This is a genomic window from Clostridium brassicae (genome assembly GCF_026738875.1).
GTDB classification, from domain to species: domain Bacteria; phylum Bacillota; class Clostridia; order Clostridiales; family Clostridiaceae; genus Clostridium_H; species Clostridium_H brassicae.
In genome coordinates, this window is record NZ_JAPQFJ010000006.1 from 41,647 (window position 1) to 55,045 (window position 13,399).

Annotated in this window: 14 protein-coding genes; 9 read left to right on the forward strand and 5 right to left on the reverse strand. The window is 35.5% G+C overall.

Annotated elements, in window-relative coordinates:
* The first annotated feature begins 8 nt into the window (after positions 1-8).
* Complete coding sequence (gene xylB / locus OW729_RS07480; RefSeq protein WP_268060860.1) at positions 9-1,487, forward strand: xylulokinase; 1,479 nt, start codon at positions 9-11, stop codon at positions 1,485-1,487.
* 794 nt (positions 1,488-2,281) lie between these two features.
* Here xylB and OW729_RS07485 read toward each other — a convergent pair.
* The 5 genes from OW729_RS07485 to OW729_RS07505 form a co-directional block, all read right to left on the reverse strand.
* Positions 2,282-4,870 (reverse strand): ABC transporter permease, encoded by a 2,589-nt coding sequence (locus tag OW729_RS07485; RefSeq protein ID WP_268060861.1) that lies wholly within the window; start codon positions 4,868-4,870, stop codon positions 2,282-2,284.
* Complete coding sequence (locus OW729_RS07490; RefSeq protein ID WP_268060862.1) at positions 4,870-5,556, reverse strand: ABC transporter ATP-binding protein; 687 nt, start codon at positions 5,554-5,556, stop codon at positions 4,870-4,872. Before OW729_RS07490 ends, OW729_RS07485 begins: the two co-directional genes overlap by 1 nt.
* A gap of 83 nt (positions 5,557-5,639) precedes the next feature.
* Positions 5,640-6,629: a sensor histidine kinase gene (locus OW729_RS07495; protein ID WP_268060863.1), complete on the reverse strand. Its 990-nt coding sequence runs from the start codon at positions 6,627-6,629 to the stop codon at positions 5,640-5,642.
* Entirely contained in the window at positions 6,616-7,302 is a 687-nt protein-coding gene (locus tag OW729_RS07500; RefSeq protein ID WP_268060864.1) for a response regulator transcription factor, read from the reverse strand. The genes OW729_RS07495 and OW729_RS07500 overlap by 14 nt, the downstream gene beginning before the upstream one ends.
* A complete protein-coding gene (locus OW729_RS07505) occupies positions 7,299-7,508 on the reverse strand; it encodes a helix-turn-helix domain-containing protein (RefSeq protein WP_456064449.1) in 210 nt (69 codons plus the stop codon). Before OW729_RS07505 ends, OW729_RS07500 begins: the two co-directional genes overlap by 4 nt.
* A gap of 503 nt (positions 7,509-8,011) precedes the next feature.
* Here OW729_RS07505 and OW729_RS07510 point away from each other — a divergent pair.
* The 8 genes from OW729_RS07510 (at position 8,012) to OW729_RS07545 (ending at position 13,298) form a co-directional block, all read left to right on the forward strand.
* Positions 8,012-9,382, forward strand: coding sequence for an MATE family efflux transporter (locus OW729_RS07510; protein ID WP_268060865.1), 1,371 nt, complete (start codon positions 8,012-8,014; stop codon positions 9,380-9,382).
* Between the two features lie 59 nt (positions 9,383-9,441).
* The gene (locus OW729_RS07515) at positions 9,442-10,431 is read left to right on the forward strand and encodes a helix-turn-helix domain-containing protein (RefSeq protein ID WP_268060866.1); all 990 of its coding nucleotides are present in this window, start codon (positions 9,442-9,444) and stop codon (positions 10,429-10,431) included.
* A 455-nt stretch (positions 10,432-10,886) separates the two neighbouring features.
* The gene (locus tag OW729_RS07520; protein ID WP_268060867.1) at positions 10,887-11,102 is read left to right on the forward strand and encodes a DUF3791 domain-containing protein; all 216 of its coding nucleotides are present in this window, start codon (positions 10,887-10,889) and stop codon (positions 11,100-11,102) included.
* On the forward strand, positions 11,099-11,578 hold the full coding sequence (locus tag OW729_RS07525) for a DUF3990 domain-containing protein (protein ID WP_268060868.1): 480 nt from the start codon (positions 11,099-11,101) through the stop codon (positions 11,576-11,578). The genes OW729_RS07520 and OW729_RS07525 overlap by 4 nt, the downstream gene beginning before the upstream one ends.
* Before the next feature lie 3 nt (positions 11,579-11,581).
* Complete coding sequence (locus OW729_RS07530) at positions 11,582-11,824, forward strand: hypothetical protein (RefSeq protein ID WP_268060869.1); 243 nt, start codon at positions 11,582-11,584, stop codon at positions 11,822-11,824.
* Positions 11,825-12,080: 256 nt separating this feature from the next.
* Positions 12,081-12,302, forward strand: a complete 222-nt coding sequence (locus tag OW729_RS07535; RefSeq protein ID WP_268060870.1) for a helix-turn-helix transcriptional regulator — start codon at positions 12,081-12,083, stop codon at positions 12,300-12,302.
* On the forward strand, positions 12,283-12,654 hold the full coding sequence (locus tag OW729_RS07540) for a hypothetical protein (protein ID WP_268060871.1): 372 nt from the start codon (positions 12,283-12,285) through the stop codon (positions 12,652-12,654). Before OW729_RS07535 ends, OW729_RS07540 begins: the two co-directional genes overlap by 20 nt.
* Before the next feature lie 74 nt (positions 12,655-12,728).
* Entirely contained in the window at positions 12,729-13,298 is a 570-nt protein-coding gene (locus OW729_RS07545; protein WP_268060872.1) for a TetR/AcrR family transcriptional regulator C-terminal domain-containing protein, read from the forward strand.
* Positions 13,299-13,399 lie beyond the last annotated feature (101 nt).

A 13,399-nucleotide genomic window follows, 5' to 3' on the forward strand; every position in this document is an offset into this window, starting at 1 on the left:
GGTATCATATGTTATATATTGGAGTTGATCTCGGTACATCAGCCGTAAAGTTGCTGTTAATGGATGAAACAGGAAAAATCCATAATATTGTTTCGAAGGAATATCCGCTGTATTTTGTGCATCCAGGATGGTCAGAACAGAAACCTGAGGATTGGTATGCACAGACACTAGCGGGAATCGAAGAGTTGATTTCAAACTGCAAGAAGGGAGATATTGCTGGCATCAGTTTTGGAGGACAGATGCACGGCTTGGTTGCCCTTGATGCGAAGGATAATGTTATTCGTCCGGCGATTTTATGGAATGACGGAAGAACTGGAAAAGAGACGGATTACCTGAATCAGGTAATTGGAAAGGAAAAACTTTCCGAGTATACGGCGAATATTGCGTTTGCTGGATTTACTGCACCGAAAATCCTATGGATGAAGGAACAGGAGCCAGAAAACTTTGTACGGATAGCGAAAATTATGTTACCAAAGGATTATTTGGCGTATCGCTTAAGTGGAGTGCATTGCACGGATTATTCTGATGCTTCTGGAATGTTGCTTCTTGATGTAAAAAATAAATGCTGGTCAAAAGAAATGATGGAAATATGCGGTGTGTCTGAAGAACAATTACCGAAGTTGTATGAGAGTTACGAGGTTGTGGGAACGTTACAGCCAGATATTGCAGGAAAACTGGGATTGTCATCAGATGTAAAAATTATTGCAGGAGCTGGGGACAATGCGGCTGCCGCTGTCGGAACCGGAACGGTGGGTGACGGTATGTGCAATATTTCCTTGGGAACCTCTGGAACGATTTTTATTTCTAGTAAGACTTTTGGTGTAGATAAGAATAATGCATTGCACTCTTTTGCTCATGCAGATGGATATTACCATCTGATGGGGTGTATGCTGAGTGCTGCCTCATGTAATAGGTGGTGGATGGAACAGATTTTGAAGACAACGGAATATGTAAAAGAACAAGAAAATATTGTAAAATTGGGTGAAAACAAGGTGTTCTATTTGCCGTATCTGATGGGAGAACGCTCACCGCATAATGATCCCAAAGCGAGGGCAACTTTTACCGGAATGACGATGGATACCACCCGTGAGGAAATGACACAGGCAGTGTTGGAAGGTGTGACATTCGGTCTGCGGGATTCCCTAGAAGTTGCAAGAAGTTTGGGAATTAAGATTGAGCGCACAAAAATTTGCGGTGGCGGAGCTAAAAGTATGCTGTGGAAAAAGATTATTGCAAATGTGATGAATCTTACAGTAGATGTGATTGAGAGTGAGGAAGGACCGGGTTATGGTGGTGCCATTCTTGCGGCAGTAGGATGTGGTGAATTTTCTTCTGTGGAAGAAGCAGCAGGAAAACTTGTAAAAATCATTGATACCATAGAGCCGGAACCGAAGTTGGTAGAAAAATACGAGGAACGGTATCAAAAATTCCGTCGGATTTATCCTACAATGAAAGAACTGTTTCATACACTAGCAGAAAATAAATAAAAAACTGTGTATAAAAATATTAGTATAATAGTACAAAAAAATGTTCACATCAATAAGTTATTTTGATATAATTTTCAACAGTTGGTATTTAACACACGTTGAGACGGTAATAAGGCTTAAAAAGAAACACAGCTAGAAGTATTGGTATAACTAGGGTTACAAAATGGTGAAAATAGTATATGTTTCTTGATACGTGGTTAGGAAACAGAGAGAAAAGAAAATATAGCTGGGGAAAGCCCTTGAGTGTAGAGGACGCACTTGAGGGCTTTATTTTTTTAAGAAAATATATTTATGAGAAATATAGGAAATTTTTATGGTAAAATCTATATTATACTAATTTTATATAAATATAAATTATATTACCATTAGATATGCAGAGGGTGCAGTCAAATCTGTATTAGTTAATGCTTATGAGAGAAATAGAAGGGCACGCCAAAAGTGTTTAGACTATTATGGATGTAAATGTAGTGTATGTGGCATTGTATTTGATAATGTATATGGGGATATTGGAAATGGATTTATGCATGTCCATCATTTAAAAAAGGGAAACGGCGGTTTTGATTGTTATTTCAAAACCGCCACATGGCCATATTGAGGCCGCAAAACATCATCTGCTACAACTACGTTTTTTTATTACCACAGGACAGCATTAATTTGTAATTTAAATTACTTCTGTAGAGTGGATTCCGTATTTTCAATGTCTAAATTGCCTTTTGGGGCCATTACGAATCACTTGAAACCAATCACGCAGATGTTTTTTAAAAAATTTATATCAACTCAATATCAGTTTTAAATCAAGACATATCATCTCGAAGTGCGTCAATGATATTTTCTTTTTTTATCTTTCGAGTGGCATAAAGCATTGTAATGAACACTACAAGGAATACGCTGAATATGCTGATTCCGATACTACCCCAGGGTAACACAAAATCGATATCGTTGGCACCGCCGCTGACCATCCCTTTGTAAATCAGCCAAGAAGAAATTATCGCTATGGGAAGACCCAAGAGCAACGCCTTCATACCATAAAAGGCACACTCGAAATTCATCATCTTTTGGAAGTCCCTTTCAGACATTCCAACAGAGCGGAGCATAGCAAGTTCTCTCCTGCGTAGTTTAATATTTGTTGAAATCGTGTTGAACACATTGGCAATTGCAATCAGCGAAATCATAATTATAAAAGTATATGCAAACACGTTGGCAATGAATATCATATTGCGGTTATCATCAAGCATTTTACACATATTGTACAGGTTGTAGTTGGCTGTAATTCCCTCAGATTGAAGCATCCTTTTCATTTTAACCACCGACTGTGTGGCATTCTTTGACTTAAAGGTTAAGCCCTTAATAGCCACATGGGTATCATTGGTTTCAAACTTCTCTTTTAGCGAATAGGGAGCCATCATCCTAAAAAAGAACGGATTCTTCGCCTTGGAGTTTTCTAGGATCGGGAGTGTATCAGGTGGCACGGTTTCCACAAACTTAATCCTCACGTTTTGCCCCTGTTCCATCTTCGGCTTGCCATTTATTTCGGGAGCTATGGTAAAATTCATGGAAGAACTTTTGAACATATCAATAGATGTGTCAACCTCCTCCTTCCGATTGCCTGCCATGTGGCGTGGCATTTTGGCAACGGCGATCATTTTTGCGTTTTTACCAGTATATTCCTCTGAGGGCAAGCCCAAGTTTTTAATAATATTCAGATAGGTGCTGTTATCAAGAAACTGGATTTCCATTGGCAGATTAACCGTTTCCTCCGGCGAATGTGAACCCGCGTATTCCCAGTAATAGTCTGAAAGATCCTTTGCTTTGGCAGCACATGAATACTTCATAAGCGCTTGATATGAGCTTTCGTAAATCCCGTCAGCGGTTTTTAGTTTGTCGTAAAGCTGCAACATTTTGCTATCGTCCATGTCCTGCGTGGCCAAACCGATGTCATAGGTAGTAAATGCTACTGCCCGCTCCGACGCCTGTTTCAAATCCGTTACAAAAGCACTGGCTGATATAAACAGCACTACGCTTAAAACAAGCGATAACACAATGCTGCGATAGCGTTTCTTGTTTCTTTTAAAATTCTTTAGAGCAAGGGTTCCCTCCAAACCATAAATACGCTGAGCAAATTTTGATATTTTTATGGCCTTGGCTTCAACTTTGACCTCGTTTGTTTGACGAATACATTCCATCACAGGGGTGCTTGCGGCCTTCCTTGCTGGAATATAAGCTGAAATTAAAATAGTAACCATACTGACTACTGCTGCAGCTACAATGGCTGGGACAGATACCGTCAAGGTTAAAGGTACGGTGTCGTATAGAATGCCCCCAAAATTTTTGGCTACAACGGAAAGCACAAGTCCAATGCTGCCTATGCCAACGATAACGCCAATGGGTATGCCGACTGCACTGATACAAAGCCCTTCAAACAATACTGAATTTCTCAGCTGTTTTTCCGTAGCTCCCACCGACGATAGAATCCCGAACTGGTGTGTGCGTTCATTTAGTGAAATATTAAACGCGTTATAAATCAAAAAAATGGACCCAATCATGATAATGACCACTACAATGCCGCCAACGGAGTACAGAAGCGTGTTGAATATATTATCATCGGAAAGGCCCATGAATCGTAGAACATTATCGTTGAAGGCGTAAGTATAGTTTTTAGCTGTGCTGCTTGCGTAAGCGTGAACACCACGGGGCTTTTTAAGACTAATAAATAGACTAAAGTTGTCCCCTTTATATTGTGAATCTGCTTTCGTTATCAAGGTATATCCAGGTGAAGAAGATTCCTCAAAACTGGGTCTTTGGCAGATACCCACAACTGTGTAAGTTCTCTTATTTTGTGGCACAAGAGTTTCGCCTTTGGAAGTGTAAGGGTCATGTTGACCAAGATTTTTGTTGCCATTCATACGACTTCCAACAGCAAGTGAAAGGGTCTGGCCTACCGAAAGTTTGACTCCACCGTTTGCTGCCACGCTGCCGGAAACAAGAATTTCCCTACTGTTTTTTGGCAATCTACCTGAAACAAGGGTTATAGGCAATGTATCAAAGGCTTTCTTGTTAAATCCAGCTATAAAAAGATAGGGCTTTTTGGGGTTTTTCCCTTGGTCAAGTTTTGCATAACCGATATTTTCAAATGCCGCCGCGTTAGCTACTTCCTCGTCGTTGGTTCGTTCCTGCACGAAAGAAGAAGGGACGTTCAAAAACTCAACGTGCCAATTGCCGTATTTTTGAGCCGCACCATTTGCCATATAGTTCAGTAGGGAAATTCCAAAGGTAGCCACTGCTGTAATCATGGCAGCAGACAAAATAACTCCGATAATCGTTACAAGGGTTCGTGTGCGGTTCTTTTTCAGTCCTTGCAGAGCGACTTTGTTAAAAATGTTCATTATTGTGTCACCTGTCTTTCATCTCGAACTACTTTACCGTCTGTTATACCGATAATACGGTCTGCCTGTAGGGCAATATCTTCATCATGTGTAACAATGATAAGGGTCTGATGATATTTTTTATGGCTTTCTTTTAGTAGACGGATGATCTCCTTCCCATTGCGGCTGTCCAAACTGCCAGTTGGTTCATCCGCCAGCATGACTGCCGGTGCGTTCATCAAAGCGCGACCGATTGCAATACGTTGTTGCTGGCCCCCGGAAAGTTGATTCGGCAAATGAGTTTTACGATTTTCTAGTCCAAGCAATTTCAACAAATCATTTAGTCGTTCCTCGTTGATCTTTCGTTTGTCCATCAGAATGGGCAAGGTGATATTTTCTATTACATTTAAAGTAGGAATCAGATTATGAAACTGGTAAATCAGTCCCACCTGACGCCTGCGAAAAATGGCAAGTTTTTCATTGCTTTGGGCATATATATCCTGCCCGTCCAAATACACTTTTCCGCTTGTTGGAACATCTACACCGGCGATGGCGTGAAGCAGTGTGGATTTACCGGAGCCAGAGGAACCAATGATTGCGGTAAACTCTCCCTTTTCGATTGTAAGCGAAACATGATCAAGCGCGGTGACCTGGTTTTCGTCCTTACCGTAGACTTTGCATAAATCTTCAATTTTTAAAAACTCCATTATGTGAGCCTCCTTTTTTTATGTCTTACCCATATAATAGAACTTTAAGCTTACGTTTCAGTGACTTTTAGGTGAGAGATTTGTCACTTTGGGAAACGAATGGAAAATATGGCGCCGCCTTGAGGGTGATTTTTGGCGGTAATAGTCCCTCCCTGCCGTGTTATAATCATCTTGCAAAGAGCCAATCCGATTCCATATCCTGTGGCGTCTGAGTTTTTTCCACGATAGAACCTTTGAAACAGGCAGGGTAAATCTTCTTTTTTAAAACCCGGGCCGCTGTCGTGGATGTTAATATGGGTAAATAGGGGATTGTCTTCACAAATAATATCAAGTTTCCCGTTATCGCCTGCACTTTCCATACAATTTTTCAGGACATTTTGAATTGCTTCTGAAAGCCAGTTTAAATCTCCTAAAATCTTGATACCTTTTGGCACATCAATTTGCAAATCAATATTGTGCAGTTCCATGGGAATTAGAAGCGGGTGAAGTGCGGTATTTATCAAGTGGTTCACATGGATTTCTTCTCTTTTAAAAGCCACAATGCCCGCGTCCAAACGGGATAATTTCAAAAGTGAAGTAATCAGCCAATCCATTCGTACAAGTAATTCCTCCATTTCCCTTAGTAAATTTTTACGCTCATTTTCATCAGGGTGATTCTCTAACAATGACAGAATGAGGTTCACTGATGTGAGTGGGGTTCGGAGTTGGTGAGCTATGTCAGCCAGTGAATCGGCAAGATGTTCTTTTTCTTTTTTCAGTGCATGGTTTTGCTCTCGAATACGTAGCGTCATTTTTGTTATCTCGCTTTGCAGAATGGAAAGTTCCCCTTCCTCCGATTCACCAATATACAGATGCTCAGCATTATGAAGCACAAGATCAATTTGATCTGAAATCTGCGCAATGCTTTTATAGCGGGCTTTGGTAAAGGCAAAAAACGCTGTGCCAAAGGCGGTGGCAGAAGCAATGGAAAGGATTCCCGCCGCCACATTGATTACAAATCCAAGCATTACAACGGCAGCGGTCATTAAAGAGAATAAAATGACAAACTTCCGAAACTCTCTATTCCGAAGCATACTCGCCCCCCAATCTATACCCAGTCCCGCGAACGGTCAGAATGATTTGCGGGTTTGCTGGGTCGTCCTCTATCTTCTGCCGCAAACGCTTGATGTACACGGTTAGTGTATTGTCATTGACAAACTCGCCCGCTGCATCCCACAATTCGTCAAGTAGCCTGCCCCTGGTGATAATGCTTTTTGGGTTGCTAATAAACACCAGCAACAAGCGGTATTCTAGTGCTGAAAGAAAAACCTCTCTGCGGTCCTTTTTCACGACGCCACTTGCTGTATCGACATGAAGCCCGCCAATTTGAAAATCCGATGGAGAACGTCCGCTTTTTCGCAGGGCGGTTCCGATTCGCGCAATCAATTCACGCGGACGAAAAGGCTTGGTGATATAGTCGTCCGCGCCCATGTTCAGCCCGGTAACAACACTAGCCTCATCACCAGAAGCCGTGAGAAAGATAACGGGAATATCTTGTGTTTCTTTGATTTCCGTGCAAACCGTAAAGCCATTTCCGTCAGGCAAAGAAATATCTATAAGCGCCAAGTCAAACTTATTTCCACCAAGGGCGGCAAGGGCGTCAGCCTTTGTAGGAGCGTGAGTGACCGTAAATCCCTCCGATTGGAGCAAAAGTATAAGGTTTTTAGCGATTGCCTTATCGTCCTCAACCAAAAATATCCGTTTCATTTATTTTCACCATCCTTTAATTTACTGCTCCTATATCGTCCGTCAGCTGGTTTTTCAGCGTCAATCGGAACAAGCCATGTATTCCCCATTTTTTTAGCTCCCTTAATCCGTCCAGCAGAGCAATAGTACACTACCATTCTGTCTGTAATTCCCCAGTTTTTCGCTGCTTCTTTTGTTGTTATATAATCCACGCATAACACCTCCATAATTTTATTATATTTCTTTTGACGGAAATATACAAGTTAAGGTATAAAACAAAAAAAGAGCAAGCTCAGCCAAGTCTTGGCAACGCCCTCAGGGGTTATTAACAATTTGTTTTGCTAATTGATTTGATGTTTTTCTAATAATCTTTGTTATCTAGCAATGAAATATCATTAACTATAAATTAAATGTACACGGGAAATTTTTGACGCTTACAAAACTATATGTCTAAACGGGACTAAACAATGTCAATATAGAGCGTACAAATTAATTATTATGGTCTAAACTAATATTAAAGATAAAAAGATAATGATTCTCATTTAAAAGTATTAAGGAAGAGTTTATTTTATTAAAGATGATTAATTATTTTATATATATAACTTTAAAATAATGAATGAAAGTAGAGGCGGTAATATTATGAACTTAGTTATTAATTAAAAATAAAAAAGTAGATTATTAATTTACGATAATTAAAAATTAGAAAAATTTAAATAAAGAGGAGATTAAAATGAATAATAGAACAAAATTACTTACAGAATCACCATTTAAACTTATGATTTCATTAAGTATACCAGCTGTTTTAGGTATGCTGGTAGTAGGTCTTTATAATTTGATGGATGCGGTATTTGCAGGGCAATTGATTGGTTCAACTGCGATGGGAGCTATCTCAATTTCATATCCATTCACATTAATTAATAGTGGAGTGGCAACGCTTATAGGAGTTGGTTCTGCATCAGTATTATCAAGAGCTATTGGTAAAAAAGATAAAAAAACAATTGATTCAATTATGGGAAATCTTATAATGGTTGTATCTATATTGTCACTTATAATTACTGTAGCTGGCATTATTTTTACAAAACAAATACTCTCAGTTACTGGTGCTGAAGGTGAGATTTTAAATAGTGCTATTCGCTATCTTAGAATTATATTTATCGGTTCAATATTTGTGAATCTTTTCCAAAGCGCTAATATGGTAATGAGAGGAGAAGGAGCATTAAAACAATCAATGATGATTGTAGGTAGTGGAGCTGTTTTAAATATAATTCTTGATCCAATCTTAATAAGCATATTTAATAAAATCAATATGGGAATTGAAGGTGCTGCTTATGCTACTATAATTTCACAATTTATACAAGCTGTTATTACTTTAATGTATTTTATAAGAAAAAGTGAAAATTTAAAAATTAATAAAATTAAATTGGATATAAATATTTTACCTGAGATATTTGCAGTTGGACTTTCAGCAATGCTTATGCAAGTAATGACATTATTATATCAAACATTTATTTTTAATAGTGCTGCAAAATATGGTGGAGGAACTTCTCAAATTTTATTAGGAGCTGCATTAAGAGTTCAAACATTTGCGTTTATTCCATTATGGGGAATCAGTCAAGGTTTCCAACCAGTTGCAGGTACTAATTACGGTGCTGGAAAATATGATAGAGTAAAAACTATGACATTAGTGTTTATTGCAAGTGCACTTGTATTATCTTTAGTTTTCTATTTACCAGTTGAAATTGCACCAGGAGCAGTTTTATCATTATTTATTAAAGAACCTGATATAATTCAACAAGGAGTATCTAATTTTAGAATTATGTTTAGTACTTATATTTTTCTTGGAATTTTCATAATGGTTGTTACTTTATTTCAATCATTAGGAAAAGCTAAAAAAGCAAGTATTGTAGTACTATTACGTCAAGTAATACTTTTTATTCCTCTTATTATGACTTTACCAAAATGGATGGGTATTAAAGGGATTTGGATGGCAATTGGATTAAATGATGGTATACTTGTTTTAATTACTGTTTGTATGATGATGTTTGAATTTAAATCTTTATCATCAAAAACAAATACTGAAGCAAATGCTGAGGTCGTTTAAGGAATATGAAAGAAAATAGTAGACGTAAGATATGATTCATATTTTAAGGAGAATGTATAATGCAAGGAATAGATATTGTTCAAGATCATGAATTTTTAAATAGAGTCTCCTCAGTTGAAAAATGTGATAACGATGGTTATAGAACTATATATAAAATGGATTGTAATGATGGCCTGGGATTAATGACAGTATACAAAGTATTTACAGGTATTGAATTAGTATATAATGAATTTGAAGCAACAACTTGTTTGTGTGATTTACCAGTATACGACAATATAATTGAAATAAATCATTGCAAAGAAGGAAGAGAAGAATGTAAATTACTTGATGGAAGTTCTTTATATATGGGTGAAGGTGATCTTTCTATTAATATGATGAGTAACCATGCAGATACAATTGGTTTCCCACTTAAGCATTATAAAGGAATTTCTGTTGTTATATATATGGATGAAATTATTAATGAAGTACCTGAAATTTTAAAAGATGTTAATATTGACATATATAGTTTAAAAGAGAAATTTTGTAATAATAATAAATGCTTTATTATGAGAGCTAAAGATAAAATTGAACATATATTTTCTGAGTTGTATTCAGTACCAGAATCAGTACAAAAGGCTTACTTTAAGTTAAAAGTTTTAGAGCTTTTAGTGTTTTTAAGTATTACAGATACTTCAGAAGAGAAAGAGAAAGAATATTATTCCAATGAGCAAGTAGAGCGAATTAAGCAAATAAAGAAATTTATTACAGAAAACCTACAACACAGATATACAATTGAAGAATTAGCGAAAATGTATTGTATAAGTTCTACAACTTTAAAAACATATTTTAAAGGAATATATGGAATTTCAATTGCAGCATATATTAAAGAGTATCGTATTAAAAATGCAGCAATAAGTTTACGACAAACTAAAAATAGCATAGCAGATGTGGCTTTAAGTGTCGGATATGAAAGTCAAAGTAAATTTGCAGCTGCTTTTAAAAAAATTATGGGTATAAGTCCTTTGGAATATAGAAAAAAATGTTTAGAAGATATATTATCACAGCGCTAGTATTTATTTGTTTTAGAAAAAAGTGGTGGTACTTAACTATAAGGTCAATTCTAAAAAATGAAAAGTATATTGGGGATGCACTTATGCAAAAATCATTAACTTAAATCGGGGTTGTTATGATTAAAGTTAGCAAGGTTATATTAAATGTGTAACTTTGCTTTTTTTATATTCAAATTTAAATGGCAGTAAGTAATAGATTGATATGCATTCTTGACAAGAAAACTTTCAAACTAATGGACTTAGAGTTCTAGATGAAGTTATAAGTTGCTTTATTACAGAAAAACTTAATGTAAATACAGGATTAGATGCGGAAGCCTATGATGGAGAGTATGCAAGAATTGCGAAGAAAATAGAAATCTTAAGGGAAAAAAGCAAAGAATTCAGGAAGCAAAATTTAATTTATTTATAATATAGGATATAATATAAATAAAGTAGGTATATTTGGAGGTGTTGTAATGGATGAGAAAAAATTAGAATTTGCCATATTTTGTATTGAAAGTTTAGCAGAAAAACTAGAAATGAATTCTGCAAAAATATATGAAATTATTAAAAATACAAATACTTTGGATGAGTATATTATCCCTTGTTATGAGCCATTACATTCTCAAAGCAAACGATATATAGTAGAAGATTTAATAGAAGTATTAAAAGAAAGGGGAGCATTAAGTTGAGAGTATATCATGGATCTTACTTGATAGTAGATAATCCCCACATATCTTTTTCAAGAGATGCATTGGATTTTGGGAAAGGTTTTTATGTAACAAGAATTAAAGAGCAAGCAATTAATTGGACAAACAAATTTAAAAGAAGAGGGAAAAAAGGATATTTAAATATATATGAATTAGATATAGAAAAAGTTAAGGAAGCGTATAAAGTTAAAGAGTTTTTGAGTTATGATTTAGAATGGCTAGATTTTATATTGGAATGTAGAGCTGAGAGTCATATTTATTTAAAATATGACATGGTAGTAGGTGGAATAGCTGATGATAGGGTATATAATACAATAGAGCTTTATCAGGATAAATTAATAGAGAAAGATGAAGCATTAAAGAGATTAAAGTATTATAAACCTAATCAACAGATGTGTATAATAAATCAAGAGATTATTAATAAATATTTAATTTATGAAGGAAATAAGGAAGTGTAGAATATGTTAGCCAATAAAATATTATTACAGTCTTTATATAAAAATATAATCCTAGAATTTTCAAAGAGAACTAATAAAGATTTAGAAGAAAGTATGAATTGTTTTTATGAATCAGAGCTTTATCAATTGGTAAGCGAAGGTGTAGGAGATTTACATTGCAAAGGGGTTAAATATCTAACAGATGAATTAATGTTAGAGTATGGAATTATTAATCATAAGAGTTATCCAAAGGATTTAATTCACTAATATTTAATCTTAAATAACAATTGAAAAAGCCATTACTTAGAAAAATTCTAAGTAATGGCTTTTTTTAGTGTATAAATTTAATTGTTATTAACACAAAACTTAAAAAATATATAATAGTAAAATATTATGAAGAAAAGAATATAAATAAAATAAACTTATAGAGAAGATATGTTATTTATTGACATTATACTTATATAGTGATAACATGAAGAAGACTTCATGTGAAGCTTGCTTCATGTTATTTGGAGGTGTATAGGTGAAAAATAGAGTAAAAGAACTGCGAACAGCTGCAAATATGACACAACAGCAGCTTGCTGATTTAGTTTTTGTTTCTTCGAGAACGATTATTTCACTTGAAAGGGGGCAGTACAATCCGTCAATTATGCTGGCATATAAGATAGCTTGTGTTTTTAATACAACTATTGAGGACTTATATTGTTTAAAGGAGAATTTAGAAAATGAAAAAAAGAATATATAATAAAAAGAAATTCTGGAGTGGTATAGTATTTCTAATATTAGCAGCAATAAGTATTCCATGTACAATTACACGTTTTAATAATTTAAATACTTTAAGAATCATCAAGTCTGTTGTACTGGATACATTTTGTATTCTATTTGGAGTAACAGAAGTATATAGAAGTTTGAGTAGCAAGTGTACAAAAGAAGATGAGCAAAATGATGACGAGCGAGAAAATTTAATTAATATGAAATCAAAAAGCAGGGCTTTTGATATTATATTTTTTATTTGTGCTGCAATTACAATACTATGTGCAATTGCGTTGGGAGTAACAAAGAATAATATGTGGGGCGGTATTTTTATTGGTATATGATGATGGATTATTTAAAAATGACTTACCCTATGTTATAATTTTGAATATAGATAAAGCATTAAGGAGGTGGCAATTTGGCTCAGCAATATACCAGAAAAATGATTCGTGAGGTATTTATAAAGATGTTGAATGAGCGTCCACTTAGCAAGATTACAGTTAAGGATATTGCTACAGCATGTGAGATAAATAGAAATACTTTTTATTATTACTACACAGACATATATACACTTTTGTCAGAGATATTCCAAACAGAACTTCAGATAGTAATTGATGAATATAATGATACACTTTCCTGGGAGGAGAGTTTTATTGTAGCTGCCAGATTTGCTTTGGAAAACAAAATAGCCATTTATCATGTATATAATTCCATGCAGAGAGAAGAACTAGTGAACTATATATATAATGTATCAGGAAATGTGATGATTCGGTATATTGAAAAAGTAAGCGAGGGCATATCAGCTTCTTTGGAAGATAGAAAACTGATTGCTTCCTTTTATCAGTGTGCCCTCACTGAAATGGTAGTACGCTGGATTGCTGCCGGAATGAAGGAAGACCCTGATACTATCGTTAGACGAATTGGACAGCTCTTCAATGGAAACATCGAATTGTCCCTTAAGCGAAGTGCTGATTTAAATGATGTCTAGTAAAAAGGAATAGGAGATCCCTTTTTACTAGGCATTTCTATATAAATGCCTAAAAATTAGACGAATAAGCTGCGGTGTTTAAATTTCGAACACCGCAGTTT